The sequence below is a fragment of the Anaerococcus vaginalis ATCC 51170 genome (assembly GCF_000163295.1).
In the GTDB taxonomy this organism is placed as follows: Bacteria; Bacillota; Clostridia; order Tissierellales; family Peptoniphilaceae; genus Anaerococcus; species Anaerococcus vaginalis.
The window spans coordinates 489,022-507,591 of the sequence record NZ_GG700527.1; the positions used below are offsets into that span (position 1 = coordinate 489,022).

The 18,570-nt window shown below is 29.5% G+C and carries 14 protein-coding genes and 1 pseudogene; 14 read left to right on the forward strand and 1 reads right to left on the reverse strand.

Annotated elements, in window-relative coordinates; all coding sequences use genetic code 11:
• The first annotated feature begins 44 nt into the window (after positions 1-44).
• From HMPREF0078_RS02290 to HMPREF0078_RS02355, 14 genes are all read left to right on the forward strand, one after another.
• The gene (locus HMPREF0078_RS02290; protein WP_004838466.1) at positions 45-1,790 is read left to right on the forward strand and encodes an ABC transporter ATP-binding protein; all 1,746 of its coding nucleotides are present in this window, start codon (positions 45-47) and stop codon (positions 1,788-1,790) included.
• Complete coding sequence (locus HMPREF0078_RS02295; protein ID WP_004838467.1) at positions 1,784-3,517, forward strand: ABC transporter ATP-binding protein; 1,734 nt, start codon at positions 1,784-1,786, stop codon at positions 3,515-3,517. The genes HMPREF0078_RS02290 and HMPREF0078_RS02295 overlap by 7 nt, the downstream gene beginning before the upstream one ends.
• 81 nt (positions 3,518-3,598) lie before the next feature.
• Complete coding sequence (locus HMPREF0078_RS02300; protein ID WP_004838468.1) at positions 3,599-4,180, forward strand: MptD family putative ECF transporter S component; 582 nt, start codon at positions 3,599-3,601, stop codon at positions 4,178-4,180.
• Entirely contained in the window at positions 4,180-4,914 is a 735-nt protein-coding gene (locus HMPREF0078_RS02305; protein ID WP_004838469.1) for an energy-coupling factor transporter transmembrane component T, read from the forward strand. The genes HMPREF0078_RS02300 and HMPREF0078_RS02305 overlap by 1 nt, the downstream gene beginning before the upstream one ends.
• A gap of 2 nt (positions 4,915-4,916) precedes the next feature.
• Positions 4,917-6,380, forward strand: coding sequence for an ABC transporter ATP-binding protein (locus HMPREF0078_RS02310; protein ID WP_004838470.1), 1,464 nt, complete (start codon positions 4,917-4,919; stop codon positions 6,378-6,380).
• Between the two features lie 42 nt (positions 6,381-6,422).
• Entirely contained in the window at positions 6,423-7,787 is a 1,365-nt protein-coding gene (locus HMPREF0078_RS02315) for an MATE family efflux transporter (RefSeq protein ID WP_004838471.1), read from the forward strand.
• A gap of 238 nt (positions 7,788-8,025) precedes the next feature.
• A complete protein-coding gene (locus HMPREF0078_RS02320; RefSeq protein WP_004838472.1) occupies positions 8,026-8,436 on the forward strand; it encodes an RNA polymerase sigma factor in 411 nt (136 codons plus the stop codon).
• Positions 8,437-8,851: 415 nt separating this feature from the next.
• Positions 8,852-9,019, forward strand: coding sequence for a hypothetical protein (locus HMPREF0078_RS02325; protein ID WP_004838473.1), 168 nt, complete (start codon positions 8,852-8,854; stop codon positions 9,017-9,019).
• 98 nt (positions 9,020-9,117) lie between these two features.
• Positions 9,118-10,836, forward strand: a complete 1,719-nt coding sequence (locus tag HMPREF0078_RS02330; protein ID WP_004838474.1) for a recombinase family protein — start codon at positions 9,118-9,120, stop codon at positions 10,834-10,836.
• 46 nt (positions 10,837-10,882) lie between these two features.
• Positions 10,883-12,571 (forward strand): recombinase family protein, encoded by a 1,689-nt coding sequence (locus HMPREF0078_RS02335; protein WP_232618479.1) that lies wholly within the window; start codon positions 10,883-10,885, stop codon positions 12,569-12,571.
• Complete coding sequence (locus HMPREF0078_RS02340) at positions 12,564-14,084, forward strand: recombinase family protein (protein WP_004838476.1); 1,521 nt, start codon at positions 12,564-12,566, stop codon at positions 14,082-14,084. The genes HMPREF0078_RS02335 and HMPREF0078_RS02340 overlap by 8 nt, the downstream gene beginning before the upstream one ends.
• A 189-nt stretch (positions 14,085-14,273) precedes the next feature.
• Positions 14,274-15,077, forward strand: coding sequence for a KilA-N domain-containing protein (locus HMPREF0078_RS02345; protein WP_039920413.1), 804 nt, complete (start codon positions 14,274-14,276; stop codon positions 15,075-15,077).
• A gap of 81 nt (positions 15,078-15,158) precedes the next feature.
• A complete protein-coding gene (locus HMPREF0078_RS02350; protein ID WP_004838478.1) occupies positions 15,159-15,698 on the forward strand; it encodes an ABC transporter ATP-binding protein in 540 nt (179 codons plus the stop codon).
• On the forward strand, positions 15,688-18,039 hold the full coding sequence (locus tag HMPREF0078_RS02355; RefSeq protein ID WP_155811428.1) for an FtsX-like permease family protein: 2,352 nt from the start codon (positions 15,688-15,690) through the stop codon (positions 18,037-18,039). The genes HMPREF0078_RS02350 and HMPREF0078_RS02355 overlap by 11 nt, the downstream gene beginning before the upstream one ends.
• Before the next feature lie 91 nt (positions 18,040-18,130).
• Here the strand turns inward: HMPREF0078_RS02355 and HMPREF0078_RS08925 are convergent.
• Positions 18,131-18,431, reverse strand: a pseudogene (locus HMPREF0078_RS08925) (relaxase/mobilization nuclease domain-containing protein); the annotation flags it as partial.
• Positions 18,432-18,570: the final 139 nt, after the last annotated feature.

The following is an 18,570-nucleotide window of genomic DNA, read 5'->3' on the forward strand; positions in this document are numbered from 1 at the left end:
AACTAAGTTAGCTAATAATGTTATTTTATTTGGAGGTGTTGATTATGAAACAAAAAAGTCCTGCTGCTATATTGTGGGAGCTTGCAAAAAAGGAACATTCAAAGTTAAAAACATCTGTATTTATAGCGAGTATCGGTGTTATTGCAGGGATTGTTCCATATATTGCAGCAAGTCGTATTTTAGTTGAATTGTTAAAGGGAAATGAGGATTTTAAAATTTATTCTTTATGGTTAGGAATAGGATTGTTATCCTACATCTTAAAATCATTTTTATACTCTATGGCTTTATCTGTATCCCATAAAGCAACTTTTAGTGTACTGAAAGATGTTCGTTTAAGAATGCTTGAAAAACTTCCAAAGATGCCATTAGGAGAAATAATCTCTGTTCCAAGCGGAAACTTTAAGCAGATTATAGTGGATCAGGTTGAAAGTATGGAGAAACCGCTCGCTCACCTGTTGCCTGAAATGACATCGAATCTCTTAGGTTCTTTGAGTATATTTATTTACTTATTATTTCTTGATTGGAGAATGGCTCTTTTATCATTAGTATCCATTCCTGTGGGAATGCTTTTTATGGGACTCGTAATGAAAAATTATGCTGTTCAATATGAAGGATCTGTAAAGGTAAATCGAGAAATGAATTCTGCAATTATTGAGTATGTCAATGGAATAGAAGTGATAAAAACATTTAATCAAGACAAGAGATCGTACGCAAAGTACAAAGATAAAGTCATTGCAAATGCAAGATACTTTTATGAATGGATGAAGAGCTGTCAGTTACCTGTATCTTTATCTAAAAATATATCTCCTACTACAATGATAACAGTGCTTCCATTTGGTTGGTATTTCTACATTAGCGGCAGTTTAAGTGCAGAAGTATTTATATCTGTAATTATTCTATCTTTAGGTATTGCAGGACCTTTACTTGAAACAATCAATTTTGTTGATGGTCTTGCTAAGATAGGAACTATTGCTAATTCTATTAACTTAATTTTAGAAGGAAAAGAACAAAAGCATTCTGATAGAGAAGTAACTATCCAGCAATATAATATTGATTTACAAAATGTAAAGTTTGGATATGAAGAAGAAAAAGAAATTCTTCATGGAATATCCCTAAACATAAAAGAAGGAACAACAGTGGCTTTTGTTGGACCAAGTGGAAGTGGCAAGTCAACTTTAGCAAAATTAATAGCTGGATATTGGGATATTACGGAAGGAAATATAAATATTGGTGGATACAATCTTAATGAAATTCCATTAAAGCAATTATATAGTTTAACAGCCTTTGTTTCGCAGGATAATTTTTTGTTCAACGAAAGTATTAGGGAAAATATCCGAATGGGTAATCCAAGTGCCAGTGATAAAGAAGTAGAAGACATTGCTAAGAAATCGGGTTGTCATGATTTTATTATGAAAATGGAACATGGTTACGATACGGTTGTCGGAAGTAGTGGTAGCCATGTTTCTGGTGGAGAAAGGCAAAGAATATCTATAGCAAGAGCAATGCTCAAAAATGCACCTATTGTAATACTTGATGAAGCTACTTCATATATAGATCCTGAAAATGAAGTGATTATAAAGCAAGCTTTATCAAAGCTTATAAAAGATAAAACGGTGATTATTATTGCTCATAGATTATCAACTATAACAGATGCAGAACAAATATTCTTAATTGAGAATGGAAAACTTGTTTCATACGGTAAGCATGATGAATTATTAAAAGGTTGTGAATTATACCGAAATATGTGGAACGCTCATATAGGAACAAAGGATGGTGGGATGAAATGTTAAGTGCTTTAAAAAAGATTTTAGATTTCTCAGGTGATGAAAAGAAAAATGTATATCACTCTATATGGGTAAGTTTTTTGTTTGCGATTTTTCATATGCTTCAAATCAGTGCTATTTATTTTATAGTGAAAGCAATTGTCCAAAAAGACATGAGCATGATGCCCGCGTGGATCGCATTAATACTTCTTGTTATTAGCATAATCGGAAGAAGTGTTACAAATTATTTTTCACAATTACAGCAATGCCATGCAAGTTATTTCATGGTGGCAAATAAAAGAGTAGCAATAGGTGAAATGTTAAAAAAAATACCTATGGGATTTTTCAATGAAAACAATATTGGTGAAGTGGTTGGAATTTCTACAACTGTTTTAGAAGATGTAGAAAATACCGCAGCAATGGTTATGGTAAATACATTATCAGGTTTTATAAACACGATAATATTTACAATAATGATTTTAGCATTTGAGTGGAGAATAGGTTTTATTGTTGCAATTGGATGCCTATTGTACTTATTTGTTCTCTCAAAAATGGAAAGCAAATCAAGGAGTGTTCTTCCTAAAAGACAAAAAGCATCTGCTAAATTAGTTGATGCCATTTTAGAACAAATTGGAGGAATGTCTGTTATAAAATCCTTCAATTTAACAGGGAAAGGAGATGAAAAAGTCAGAGGTGCTATTGAAAATAGTAGAAAAATAAATCTTGATTGTGAAAAACTGTTTACACCTTATACGATTTTGCAAAATATTCTTTTGGATTTGTTTAGCATTTTGATAATAGGTGCAGGTATTTTCTTTTATATCAATGGAGAACTCTCATTCTTAAATACAGTTATGACGATTATAATTTCTTTTCTTGCTTTTTCTCAAATAAAATTGGCAGGAAGTGCAACAACTTCTCTCAGAGTTGTTAGTGGATCTATTGAGCAAACAAAGAAGTTAGAGAAATTTCCACAGATGGATATTGATGGAAAAGACATAAAGCCTACTACTTTCGATATTTCTTTTGATAATGTAGAGTTTTCTTATTCAGGCAAAAAAATCCTTGATGATATTTCTGTCAAGATACCACAAAACCAAATGACAGCTATAGTTGGACCTTCAGGAGCTGGAAAAACTACATTTTGCAATTTGATAGCGAGATTTTGGGATGTAGAGAAAGGAGAAATCAGCATAGGTAAACATAATATTAAAGAATATTCATTGGAGTCATTAATGAGACAAATTAGTATGGTTTTTCAAAATGTTTATTTATTTCAAGACACTATTGAGAACAATATAAAGTTTGCTAAGCCAGATGCTACACATGAGGAAGTTATAGAAGCTGCAAAGAAAGCGTGTTGTCATGAATTTATTATGAAGCTTCCTGAACAATATGAAACAGTTATAGGAGAGGGAGGTGCAAGTTTATCTGGTGGAGAAAGACAAAGAATATCAATTGCAAGAGCAATGATAAAGAATGCACCTATTATTATTTTCGATGAAGCTACTGCAAATGTAGACCCTGAAAATGAGGATAAATTGCAGGTTGCTATGGAGGAACTCACAAGAAATAAAACAGTAATAATGATAGCACACAGACTAAAGACAATAAAAAATGCAAACCAAATACTTGTTTTAGCAAATGGAAAAATAAATCAAAAAGGCACACATGAAGAGCTAATTCAAGCAGAAGGTATCTATAAAAATTTTGTTGAGGCACGACAAAAGGCAGTTAATTGGAAATTGTCATGAGTGAAAATGATTTATATGAGAATTATTCAAATATAGCTCATGTAGATTTATATTATTTTAATTTAAGGAGGATTAAAAAAAATGAAAAAAGGATTGTCAGCTAAAGATCTAATCAATGTAGGAATTTATACAGCCATTTATTTAGTTCTGTTTTTTGTAGTAGGGATGATGAATGCAATTCCTATCTTATACCCAGCTATCTATCTTCTCATTCCTATAGTCACAGGAATTCCATTTATGTTGTTTTTAACCAAAATAGAAAAATTTGGCATGGTTACGATTATGTCAATTATTATTGGTGTGTTTTGGTATTTTATGGGCTATACATGGTTAGCGTTAGTGGGATATATTCCATTTGGAATTATCAGTGATCTGGTTATGAAATCAGGTGGTTTTAAGAGTTTTAAAAAGAATGTTATTGGATTTTGGCTATTTTCTTGTGGAATGATAGGTTGTCAAATGCCAATGTGGGTAATGGCAGATACCTATATGGAAGGTGTTAAGCAACAAATGGGAGAACAATATGCACTTGCACTCGCAAAATATATGCCTTCTTGGATGGGTATTGCTGCATTTGGAATTATTTTTATCGGCTCATTTATTGGTGCAAATTTAGGGAGGAAAATGCTTAAGAAACACTTTGAGAGAGCGGGTATCATTTAATGGAAGAGTATGAGGTATACGAACCGAATAAACCAAAGGGCTTTTTCTTAGATCCTCGTACTAAAATTTTATTTATGATATTTATAACAACCATAATGTCTGTCGGATATAAGGATATTTTAGTTAGCCTTATATCCGCCATTGTGGCAATAGCATTATTATTATCTAATAAACAAGTTAAGATAGCTTTCATTTATGGAGGGCTATTTACCTTGGCTATTATGGCACACTTTACGAAAGATATGTACACATTGCCTACACTCATAAATACAATTTCAGTATTGTTGAATGCCTTAATTTTAAGACTATTTCCAATTTTCATGTTGGGATATTATGTTGTAATGTCCACAAAAACGAGCGAGTTTATAGCAGCCATGGTAAAGTGGAAAATTCCCAATGCATTTATTATTCCAACAGCAGTTGCATTCAGGTTTATTCCAACTTTGAAAGAAGAACACAACTCTATTAAGACTGCTATGAAAATGAGAGGAATTAGTTTTAAAAATAAAAAGGCGTGGAAAAATCCAAGCTTATACTTGGAATATGTAACAATACCTTTAATCGTTTCTATTGCAAAAATAGGTGATGAATTGTCGGCGGCGGCAATAAGTAGAGGATTGGGAGCTTTGAAAAAGAGAACTACTGTAGTAAAAGTAAAGTTTACTATATATGATTTGCTCATTTTACTCTTTTCAATTGCCTTTACAGGACTATTTTTTTATAGGAGGGGATAGCATTGATTGAATTTAAAGACGTGTCATTTACTTATGATAGCGGGAATAAGAATGCTGGAATTTATAATATTAATTTAAATATCAATGCTGGTGAAGTAGTTGTATTTTGTGGTGAGTCCGGTTGCGGAAAAACTACAATAAGTAGGTTGATAAATGGGTTAATTCCCGGGTATTATTCCGGAAATTTGACTGGTAGCGTTATTGTAAATGAACATGAAATTTCTAAAAATTCTATTAATGAATTGAGTCAATATGTAGGATCAGTATTTCAAAATCCAAGAACTCAATTTTTCAATGTAGATTCAACAAGCGAAATTGCATTCGCCTGTGAAAATTTTGGGATTTCAAGAGAAGAAATTTGTAGAAGAATTGGCAAGGTAACAAAAGAATTAAATATAAAAGATTTGCTTGATAAGAGCTTGTTTTCTATGTCAGGAGGAGAAAAACAAAAAATTGCTTGTGCTTCTGCTGCTGTTATGGAGCCTGAAATCTATGTATTAGATGAGCCATCTTCTAATTTAGATATACAAACTATAAAAATGTTAAAATATATCATAAAAAAATGGAAAGAAAAAAAGTCAACTGTGGTTATTGCAGAGCATAGACTACAATATTTAATAGATATTGCAGATAGATTTATTTATATGAAAGATGGAAAAATTAACAAAGAATTTTCTTGTGTTGAGTTCAAGAAATTACCTAACAGCATTTTAAATAATATGGGGTTAAGGAGCATACACCCTATTGATACCAGTAGCCGTATAAAAAATATAGAATCTAAGGAACAAATAGAGATTAAGAATTTTATGTTTAGTTATGGAAAAGAGCCGTTTTTTGAAATTAATGATGCTGTATTACCTCAAAAATCTATTGTGGCTGTTTTAGGAAATAATGGTTCTGGAAAATCAACTTTTTCAAAATGCTTATGTGGAGTTGAAGAAAAAGCAAAAGGAACTTTAAATATACAAACAGAAAGTTATGCTACAAGAGAAAGGCTAAAAAAATGTTTTATGGTGATGCAGGATGTTAATCATCAATTATTTACCGAATCAGTTAAAGAAGAAATTCTTTTGAGTATAGAGAACGATGAGAATAAAGAAGAAAAGATCGATGAAATATGTAAAAAGTTAAATTTAATGGATTTTATAGATTGCCATCCAATGTCATTATCCGGAGGGCAAAAACAAAGGGTTGCAATTGCAAGTGCTATCGCTTCTGATAGGACAATACTGATTTTGGACGAACCTACAAGTGGTTTGGATTTTAAGAATATGAAAGAAGTTTCTAATGAAATGATAAGGCTTAAAGAGGACGGAAAAACTATTTTTATTATCACACATGATCCGGAATTAGTAGAATGTTGTTGTGATTATTTTATGTTTATGGAGAATGGAAAAGTCAAATGGCATGGTATTAAAGATGAAAAGAATATGGGAAAAATTAGGGAATTCTTCGATCAAACTTAAAATTTGCTAAAAAAATCTGGATAAAAAAAAGGAGGTAATTTTATGAAACAAGATATGAAAGAACAATTATTAACAAAAAGACCTATAGATTTACTTTTTCAATTATCTATCCCTGCTGTAATAGGAATGATAGTAATAGGTCTTTATCCACTAATGGATGGAATTTTTGCAGGAAATATTATAGGACAAACAGCAATGACAGCTTGTGGTGTAGCTATGCCACTTACATTTTTCAATAGTGGTGTATCTACACTTATTGGTGTAGGTTCAGCATCGGTTTTATCAAGAGCTATAGGAAAGGGCGACAAAAAAACAGTTGATAAAATTATGGGGAATTTAATCTTTTGGGTTATTCTATTCTCATCAATTATTACAATAGGCGGAATTTTACTTGCACCACATTTTTTAGATATGGTTGGAGCAAGTGGAGAAATTAAAGAATATGGTATCAGATATTTACGAGTAATTTTTATTGGTTCTTTATTTGTAAACTTTACTCAATCAGCAAACATGGTTATGCGTGGAGAAGGATTAATGAAAAAAGCAATGCTCATTATGGGGCTAGGGGCTTTTTTAAACATAATTCTTGATCCCATTCTAATGAAATTAATGGGAAAATATTCAATTGAAGGAGCTGCACTTGCAACTATTACAGCACAATTTGTTCAAGCAATAATAACACTCCATTACTTCAAATATAAAAGTAAAGCAGTAAAAATAAATAAAATCAAACCTGATCAGGAAATAAAAAAAGAAATGTTTGGCGTAGGGTCATCTGCTATGATGATGCAAATTTTATTTATGATTCAACAAACAATGCTATATAAAATGTCATTTAAATATGGCGGAGATACAAATGCTATCTTGATGGCAGCGACACTTAGAATATATGCCTTTTCATTCATTCCACTTTGGGGAATGAGTCAAGGTTTACAACCTGTAGTTGGTACAAATTTTGGAGCGAAAAAATACGACAGAGTAAAAGAAGCTATGAAAGTATTTTCTATCGGAGGATTAGTTCTTGCATCAATATTTTGGATACCAGCATTAGCATTTTCAAAGAATATACTTTCCTTATTTGGAGTAGAAGAAAGTATTATAACTCAAGGGATAGGGAACTTTAGATTATTTTATTCTATCTTTATCCTATATGGAGTAATGGTAATGACTATAACATTCTTCCAATCAATAGGAAATGCTAAAAAAGCTGGCATAATAGTAATGCTAAGACAGCTATTTTTATTCGTACCTGCAATGATTATTTTACCAATGATATTTGGAGTTAAAGCAGTATGGTTTGCTGAACCCCTTGTAGATCTAATTATGATAATAGCTGGTGTAGTAATGATGTTTGGGGAATTAAATAGGATGGATAAAATTAGTTTGAAAAATTCAAGTAATGAATAATAAGTGGGTTTATTTAAAAGAATGGAGGGAAATATGCAAATAAATATAATTAAATTACATTTACCTTTTTTCTTTGGTTTACGCTGTTTACAAGTTAGATAACTCAGTTAAAAAATTAAATACAATTACTATTAGAAAGAGTTTCTTTCATTCTAGAGGACTAACCATGCCCAAGAGCAGGAGTCCTCCTTTTTTTGTCTGAAAACATAAAGACAAAAAAAGAATGGAGGAAACATAAATGACAAAAGAATATTACCTTTATGTCGGTGGGCAAAAAATCAAAGTAAGTGAGCAGATATACAAAGTCTACTGGCAAGAAAGAGAACACGAAAAATATTTAGAGCAGGTGGACAAGAAAAACCACTTGCTCTTTTTTTCGTCCCTAAATCATGATGGGAATTTCGAAGATAATTTAGAGGATAAAAACGTTGATGTAGAAAAAGTTGTAGCTACACAAATGATGATTGAAGCACTAAAAAGTGCTTTGTCAAAGTTAAATAGGGATGAGCGGGAAATCATAGAAAGATTATATTTCAATGATGAAACACTTCGTGCAGTAGCAAAGACTAAAAATATCTCACATCCAACTTTAATTAAAAGACGAGATAAAATTTTAGAAAAACTAAAGAAATTTATAGAAGAATTATAAATTCTGGTTACCAAAGAGGGCAAATTTTCCTTTATAAAGTGAAGGGGAATTTTGTCCTCTTTTATATAAAAAAGAAATTAATAGAAATTTGAACCGTGACAACTGAATAGACCAAGACAGGACATTAACCATTTGTGGAGCTTTATAATTTCTTCGCCATGACTTTTCTGCTGATAAGGATTTCGGTTTAAATAAATACTCTAGCTAAAGGAAGGATATAAGAAAACGAGCGACAAAAAGAAATTATATATTCAGCCTAGGAAACTGATGCATTGAAGCAAATGGGGATAATGATACTTCTACAGTTGTTGCCGGCTCATCTTGAAAAGGGGCGGTGGTGAAATTCCAATGTCGTGACCTACACGCCTGTTAATGTCAAAAAACTTAAAAAAATTAAAGATAAGGAGAAGATATTATGTGTGATGAACATAATATAAATACAGAAATGAAAACAGATAAAAAAGATAAACAGATGATAAATCAAATTGATGGTTGGAATATAGAAGTTAAATTTAATGAAAATGGATTTAGTTTAGAAAATTTAGTAGAGGAATACATCAAAGAAAAAATTTCTGTCTATTAGGGGCTGACAAAAAATATAAGGAGCGTTATAATATTTTTGTGGAAGCCTAACCTTGGTTCGATTTATTGTATGTAAATTGAATTAAAGGAGGCTTTTTTATGTTTAAAAACAATTTAGCAAAAGAAAATTTGGCAGTTATGTATTTAAGATTATCAAAAGAAGATGGCGAAAAAACAGAAAGTAACTCTATATCCAATCAAAGAGAAATTATAAACTCTTATGCAAGAAAAAATCAAATTCCAATAGTAAAAGAGTATGTAGATGATGGGTATTCAGGTGCAAATTTTGATCGTCCCAATTTTAAAGAAATGATAAAGGCTGCCTATGATAGAAAGTTCAATACAATTATTGTAAAGGACTTATCAAGATTCGGAAGAGATTATATAGAAGCTGGAAAATATATTCAAAGAATATTTCCGGAAAATGGTATAAGATTTATATCAGTAAATGACAATTACGATAGTAAAAGTGCAGATATAAACGATACACATCTTATACTTCCTATAAAAAACTTCATCAATGATAGTTATTGCCGAGATATTTCCAATAAGGTAAAAAGCTCTCAAAAGATAAAAAGAGAAAAAGGAGATTTTATCAGTGCTTTTGCACCTTATGGATATAAAAAGTCTGAGGAGAATAAAAACAAGTTAGTGATTGATAAAAAGATATCGGATATTATCAAAAATATATTTGATATGAAACTCTTGGGATATTCCTCAAAGGCAATTGCAGATGAACTAAATCATTTAGGAGTTTTAAATCCAAGAAAATATAAAGAAAGTCAAGGATTTAAGTGTAATGGATTTCAAAATACAAAAGGTGGAACTTGGTCAGCAAAGACAGTAAATAGAATTATAGAAAATGAAGTATATATTGGAAATACTTTACAAGGAAAGAGTGTTACTTTAAGTTATAAAAATAAAAAGCAGATAGAAAAAGAGAAAGAAGAATGGATAAGAGTAGAAAATACCCATGAAGCAATTATAAGTAAAGAAGTTTTTACTATTGCAAATACTATGTTAAAAAGAGATTTGAATAATTCTCGTGGAAAGGACAAAATTGATATTTTTACAGGAATGCTTTTTTGTAAAGAATGTGGAAGTTCTTTGATTAGAAGGACTGTAAAGTATAAAAAAAGAGAAGAGATATTCTATATCTGTTCAAAGTACAACAAGGGAAAATCTTGCACAAGACACAGCATAAAAGAAGAAACTTTAATAAAAGCAGTATCTAAAATAATGAAGTCCTACATTGAATTTAATGAAAATCTATATTCTAAAGTTCAGCGTATAGATATAAATAAAAATTTGAAAGACAATCAAATTCCTATACTAAAACGAGAAAAAGCAATGACAGAAGAACTCTTATCTTCCCTTTACCTTGATCTAAAAGAAGATGTTATTAGTAAAGAAGAATATCAACTTTTTAGAAAAAACTATACAGAGAAATTGACTAAATTAGATGAAAGTATCGAGTATAGATTAAAAAAACAGGAAGATACTAAGGAGAAGATTGACAAAAATAAAAGTTGGATCATCGACATTAACAAGTATAAAAATTTATCGGAAATAGATAGATTATCTGTTGTGATGCTTATTGATAAAATTTTTATTTCTGAAGATAAGACGATATATGTTAGGTTTAATCATACCGAAGAATTATCTTTACTTGAAGAAATGACAAAAATGGATAAGTCTGACATTAAAGCTAACACCATAAAAAAGAAAAGTATCGATATAAGCAGGAAGTCAAAAACTATACCCACTGTTATGAATAAAAGTCTTGTAAGGGCTGAAAGTGAGGTATGCTATGGCTAGAACAAAAAATAGGCATATATCACAATCAGAAACAGAAGTTGTAAAAGTGATTGAAAAAATATACATTGCCGGTATTTATGCTAGATTATCACAGGAAAGAAAGGAAGCTTATAGGGATAAAAGTAATTCACTTGAAATGCAGGAAGAACTTTGCATAAAAGCTGCAAACGAAAAAGATATAAAGATTTTAAGAGTATACAAGGACTATGAGTATTCTGGAACAAATTTTAAAAGACCTGCATTTATTGAAATGATGGAAGATATCCGAACAGGTAGGATAAATTGTATCATCGTAAAAGATATGTCAAGGTTTGGTAGAGAGTATTTAGAAATCGCAAACTATATCGAAAAAGTATTTCCATTTTTGGGAGTTCGATTTATTTCCGTAAATGATAATCTGGATACCAAAGACGGTATAAAATCAGATCAGAGTTATGAAATAGCAATAAAAAATATCTTCAATGATTTATACGCAAAAGATATTTCAAAGAAAATAAAAGCCTCTAAAGAAATAAAAATGAAACAAGGGTCTTTTATAGGAGCGATGGCTCCGTATGGCTATAAGGTTGATAAAATTGATGGAAAAAGAGTTCTGGTGATGGACGAAAAGGCATCAGATGTAGTAAGACTTATCTTTTATATGGCAGGTCAAGGTAAATCCAATATGCAAATAGCAAGAGAATTGACTAAAACATATACGACACCTGATGAATATAAAAGAACAGGTAAAATTTTTAAGGATAAAGAAGATACAAAACAATGGGATATTTCTTATATATCAAAAATGCTTTCTGATGAAGTATATATTGGGAATTTGATTCAAAGAGTATACTCAAATAGACATGATCCAAGTAGGAAAAGTAAGTTTCGTGATAAAGAAGAGTGGATTATAACAGAGAACACCCACGAAGGGTTAATAGACAAAACTACATTTAAAAATATCAGAGAGATAAAGGAGAAAAAACAAAACTATCTACCTTACCATTCACTGAAAAACATAATAAAAGACGGAAAAGAAAATGTTGGAGTAAAAATTCAAAGAGATTATAAAAAAGAAGGAAAGTATGACGGCCTCATACAATGCAGTGTTTGTGGTAGAAATTTGAAAAAACAATATGGACCACGAGGACTGAAATATCATGATGAGATTTGCTATTGCTATTATTGTAAAGGTGGAGACAGATTAAAATTAGAAAAATCTCATGTCAGAATATATGAAACAGACCTAGACAAAATTTTAGTAGATACCTTTAAAAGACTGTTTTCAAGCTTTTATAAAAAGGATAAAAGATTACAACTAAAAATATATTTAGAAAATATAAGTGCTGAAAAGATAAATCAAGTTTCTATAAAAACAGATGTAAATAATAAAAAGATTGCTTCTCTTAGGATCAATCTACAAGAACAATATGAAAACTATGTTAAAGGAGAGGTTCTTTTAAGTGATTTTAAAATAGAAAGTAAAAAAATAAATAATCAAATAAAAACCTTAAAAAATGAGTTAAAAGTTTTTGATGAAAGAATAAGAAATATAAAAAAGAAAAAAAGAGAAATTATAGAATTTATAGATGTACTATTTTGCTGCTTGGATGCTAAAAGCATAGAAGTTGATAAAGAATTGGTCGATACATTAATTAGCCATATAGAAATATCAGAGTATAAGCAGGTTACCATATATTTTAAGTTTAATCTTGATAAAGATATGGAAAAGCAGTTGGAGGTAGAGCATGAATAAGATAGCTATATATTTAAGACTTTCTGAAGAAGATTATCACAAAGTAGATGAAAGTGTAAGTATAGTAAATCAAAGAGATTATATAAAAAGCTACATTGAAAATGAAACATCTTTAAAAAGTTGTGAAATAGAAGAATATGTAGATGATGGATATTCTGCTACTAATACAAATAGACCTTCATTTTTAAGGCTTATTGAGGATATAAAGAGTGGTAAAGTAGGAACTATAATTGTAAAAGATATGTCTAGGTTTTCAAGAGATTATATTTTGCTTGGGGATTACTTAAGCAATATATTACCATTTCTAAAAATACGATTTATTGCTATTAATGACAACTATGATTCTTTAAAAGAACAAGGCAATGGCTTAGATACAGATACACAGTTTAAGACATTGTATTATGATTTATTCAGTAAGGAATTATCTGAAAAGGTAAGAAGTTCTATTAGGCAAATTAAATCGCAGGGGAAAAATATAAATTGGGCAGCACCTTTTGGATATATTAAAGATCCTAAAGATAAACATAGTATCATCATTGATGAAAAAACAGCTTTTATAGTTAAAGAAGCTTTTGATTTATTGCTAAAAGGATATTCCTGTAATCAAGTGGCTAATATATTTAATGAAAAAGGTTATATTACACGCTCTGAACGAAAAGAAGAACTGAAACTTTCTGATTATACTGGAAATTTAATTACTGGAAGTGAGGTAAAGAAAAGAGTTTGGACAAACGCAGCTATCTCACAGATTACAAGGAACGAACTATATACAGGAGATTATGTATATAATAAATTCAAAGAAACAAAAATAGGTGGAAGAAAAAGAATTTTACTTCCTGAAGAGGAGTGGAAAATACTTCCAAATACCCATGAAGCGATTATTTCAAGAGAAGTATTTGATGAGGTAAAGAAAATAAAAGAAAAAAGAAGTTTTGGGGGATATACAGGAAACAAAAATCGTTCTATTTTTTCTGATAAGATTTTTTGTAAAGAATGTGGTAGACATATGAGTTTTCGCAGTGATATTAGACAAAAGAAAAATTCGGATAAAATATACAAGTATAAAAGTTATTATTGTAATTTATGTAAAGCTGAGAAAAAACCAAACAATATCAAAGAGAAAGATATTATTGAACTTATAAAACCCAAATTAAAAGATTTTAAGATACAAAACACATTAAATGAAGAGAAAGTCATAGAACACAAGAATGTGAAAGAAGAGATTCTAAAGGAAATATCCATATTAAACAGTAATTTACAAATCATCTATGAAAACTATAAAAGGAAAAATATTTCAAAAGATGACTATTTAAAGGAAAAATCTTTTATCCAAGATAAAAAGATATTATTGGAGAGTAAGTTGGAAGAATTGAAGTCGGAGAATATTGATTCAAAGAAAGAAACGGATATTGTTATCTTAGATGAGGAAGGTTTGCTGAAAGTTTATGTGAAAAGTTTAATTGATAAAATAATCGTATCAAGAAGTGGAGAAATAGAAATTGTAGAAAAATAGATGAATAGCATTAAAAGTAACTCATAATCTCGCCAACTTTAATTTAAATACGCCAAAGTGAAAATAATGGCGAGGAAATTTGCGGAAATAAATAGTACTGTTTACTATGAGTTGATAGGGTAAATATTTAGGAACAAATAAAAAAATGATATAATTATAGTTAAAATGAGATATTGTGAGGTGATTTTTGTGTCTAAAATAAATGTAGAAGGATCAGAAATTAGCATTATTGCCATAGATAATAGAGATTATATTTCTTTAACCGACATGGTTAGAAATGTTGAAAATGGTGTGGCACTAATAGAAAAATGGCTAAGGAATAAAAATACAATTGAATTTTTAGGAATATGGGAAGAAATGTATAATGCGAATTTTAATTCCACCGAATTCGAGGGAATTAAAAATGAAGCAGGTTTTAATCGTTTTATTTTATCGGTTAAACAATGGGTCAATAAGACGAATTCTATTGGAATTATTGCCAAAGCAGGAAGATATGGTGGAACATATGCACATAAAGACATAGCTTTTGAATTTGCGTCGTGGGTATCACCTTATTTTAAGCTCTATCTTATTAAAGAGTTTGAGCGCTTAAAAGAAGAAGAACAAAAACAATTAGGTTGGGATATCAAGAGGAATTTAGCTAAGATAAATTACAAAATTCATACAGATGCAATTAAGAATAAACTTGTCCCTGAGAAATTATCAAAGGAAAGAATAAACTATATCTATGCAAGTGAAGCAGATATATTAAATGTAGCTTTGTTTGGAATGACAGCAAAAGAATGGCGTGAAAATAATCCGGAGTTAAAAGGAAATATGAGAGACTATGCTGATATATCACAATTAGTGTGTTTATCAAATCTTGAGAACTTAAATGCTGTTTTTATAAATGAGGGAATGGATGCAACTGAAAGGATAGAAAAATTAAATGCAATTGCTATTGAACAAATGAGGATTCTAACAGAAAGTGAACGTATAAAAAAGTTAAAATAAAAGTTTTGTATATAAATTAGGCGATAGAAATATCGTCTAATTTTATGTAACAATTGCTTGACATTGTAGGGGAAGACAACATTGTTAAATCTTATAGGAGGGATTGATCATCAAACAGAGGGGAAAATTATGTTTGATGATGTGGAATTAAATAATTTAAATGAGGAAGAATTAACAGAGTATCGTAGAAAGAATATAGGGTTTATATTCCAAGAATACAATCTAATTCCCATCTTAAATGTTCGAGAAAATATAATTTTACCTTTAAATTTAGATGGCAAAGAAGCCGATAACGACTATTTAGATGAAATTTTAGATTTGTTAGAGATAAAACAAAAAATATCTGCTTTCCCAAACCAATTGTCAGGAGGACAACAACAAAGAGTAGCTATTGCCAGAGCTCTCATTTCGAAACCAAAAGTAATTTTAGCAGACGAACCAACAGGAAATTTGGATCAAAGAAATAGTCAAAATATAATGGAGCTATTTGTTCAGATGAATAAAAAATTTAATCAAACAATTATAATGATTACACACAATTTAGAATTAACAAAGTATTGCGATAGAGTTATACGCATATTAGATGGTCAAATTGTGGAGGATAAAAAAAATGAAAAATAATATCCTGAAAACATATGTCAAAAGAGATTTGAAAGTTAATAAAATTAAAAGTTCTACAATATTGCTGACTATAATTTTATCTTTTGTCTTTATTAGCATAATGAGTTTGTATTCTATAAGTGCTAAATTAATGTTTCAGGAAAAACTAGAAAATGGACATCAAGCATCATTAATTAAAGTAAATCCTAAACAAGTTGAAGGGATAAAATCAGAGAAGAGCATAAAAAAAGCAGGAATAGGATATATTTTTCCAGAAGTTAGTATAGGTGATATAAATCTAAGAGTTGCATATATGGATTCAGATTTACGTGACTTAGGGAATGTAAATAGTATAGAAGGATCTTATCCTCAAAAAGATAATGAGATAATAGTGTCTGAAAACTACTTAAAACGTATTAACAAAAAAATTGGTATTAGAGAAAGTATAAACCTAAATTTAGGTAATGGTTCAAAAAAATATATAATAAGTGGAATTTTATATAAAGAAGGTGTAGAAGGAACTTATCCCATATTTGTATCTAAATCTTATGTTGATAAATTTGGTCAAGTTGATAATTACTTAGTACAACTAAGTATGAAATCACCAAATTCATACTCTGAAGATATGCTAAAAAATGAGATAAATTCAATAGCAGCTAAATATAAAGTAGAAGAATCTGACGTTCACTTTTTTGATATGTATTTTAGTTATATGAATTTGGTTAATACAGATCAATATATTATGCTTTTAATATTGGCAGTTTTGTTAGGGGTAGTTTCATATCTCATTATCCATAATATTTTGTATGTTTTTACATTAGAAGATAGGAAAAACATAGCGATTCTGCGATTGATAGGAGCAAGTAGAAAACAGTCAATGATTATTCTAAATAAAAGGATATTATATATTGGTTTAATAGGAATTTGCTTAGGAATTTTAGGGACTTTTAGCATATTTTTTATCAATAACAGAAATGGACTAATATTTTTATTAGAACATAATCCATTATATATAATAGTCACTTTAATACTTAGCAGTTTGTATATTTTTATGGTTCTTAAATCTTCGGCAATCTCTATAAGAAAAGATATAAATAGAATTTCTGCTAAAGAACTTTTTACAAGTGGTCAATCTACAAGCCATCTGGTAAAGAGAAAGGAAAATAGTTTTGTTACACCTAAATTTATAGCATGGCTTAATATAAAAAGAGATCCTAGAAAGACAATAACTATGATTCTATCACTAAGTATTGGAGGAGTATTACTTGTTTCATCTTATGCTTTTTTAAAATCCTTTGATCCAGAACAATTAGCAAGAAAAAGTTATACAAATTATGAAATAAGTATTATGTCAAATGAAGATTCTATTTTGGGCAGTTCTAATGATGAAATTAATGGTGATATGGAAAAAAGAAATCCATTAGATAATAACTTAATTCGTTCATTAGAAGAGATTGATAATGTAGAAAAAATTGAAGTGGTAAAAGGTACAAATGCAACTTTCGTAAGTCCAAATGGAAACTCAGAAGATTTGAGTATTGTAGGATATACTCATCAACAAGAAAGCTTTCTTAATAACAAACTTATAGAGGGAAATACCTCATACTCGAAGTTGACCAAAGAAAAGGGAGTTATTGTTAATCAGCCAAAAGAAATAAAAAAATATTATGGATGGGATGTACAAATAGGTGACGAAGTAAAATTTCAACAAAATGGCAAAGATTTTACGGCTAAAGTAATGGGTATAACCGATACTTTAAGTAGTGGGATATACTTTTATATTCCAGATAATTCATTGAATTATTTTGGAGATAATAATACTAATTTTAATTATGAATTGAGACTTGAATTAAAAGATAAGACATTAAAGGCTCAAAAAAGTACTGTAAATAAAGTAAAACAATTGATTAATATGCATCCATTAAAAATGGAAACTTATTTAAATGCGGTAGATGAATATAAAGTGTCTTTAAAAACTAGTAAAAAGTTTCTTTTATCAATAACTATATTAATTTTGATTATGGGTGTTGGAAACTTAATAAATACTTACTTTACAAATGTGATTAGTAGGAAGAAAGAGATTTCTTTCTTAAATCTTGTAGGTATGAGTAAATCTCAACGTATTAGTATGCTCATGAACGAAAATCGTTACTATATGAAGAGAATTCTTATAATTACTTTAATAGGTGGAGTTATTATTTCGTATGGTCTTCACGTTTATACAAATAATGATCCGATTCTTGGTGGATTGCAATATAGATTCCCAATTGTAGAATTTATATTGTATTCTATTATTATGTATGTCATTGGAAGAATTGTTTTGAGGATTGTTGATACCATATTGATTACTAAGAGGAAATAGTATGGGTAAAAAATAAAAAATCAAATTACAATATTTGAGGATTTAGATTGATACACAAAATTATTTACAGATCCATTATAGAAGTTATATTCTATCTCTCCACCTCCTTTCCATAATAATTTTCATAGTTTTTTCTATACTGAACAAGGTCAGAAAATTGTTCTTTATTCAAAGAATACTCTTGCATAAGGGTGTTCTTTTTTCTTGCAATTTATTAAGTTTAGATAGTATTTCTTTTGTCTTTGGTAGTTTTTATAGTTTTCTAAGATTTCTTTAACGTCTATTTTGTAGACAGAAAGTTCACTATAATATTCTTTGACAAATTGTTTATCTTCAGGATTTTTCTTGTGGTATTTATAAATCTCATGATATTTATTTATAATATTTACATTTTATCATATCTTGTGACTGACTTTTTTATTTCGGTTTATACATCAGAAAAAGAACAAAAATATCAGGCTAACTAGGATAAAGACATGCTTAACATTCTTTGATTCATTTAAACGTAGCATTATCTGAGTTTTACATACA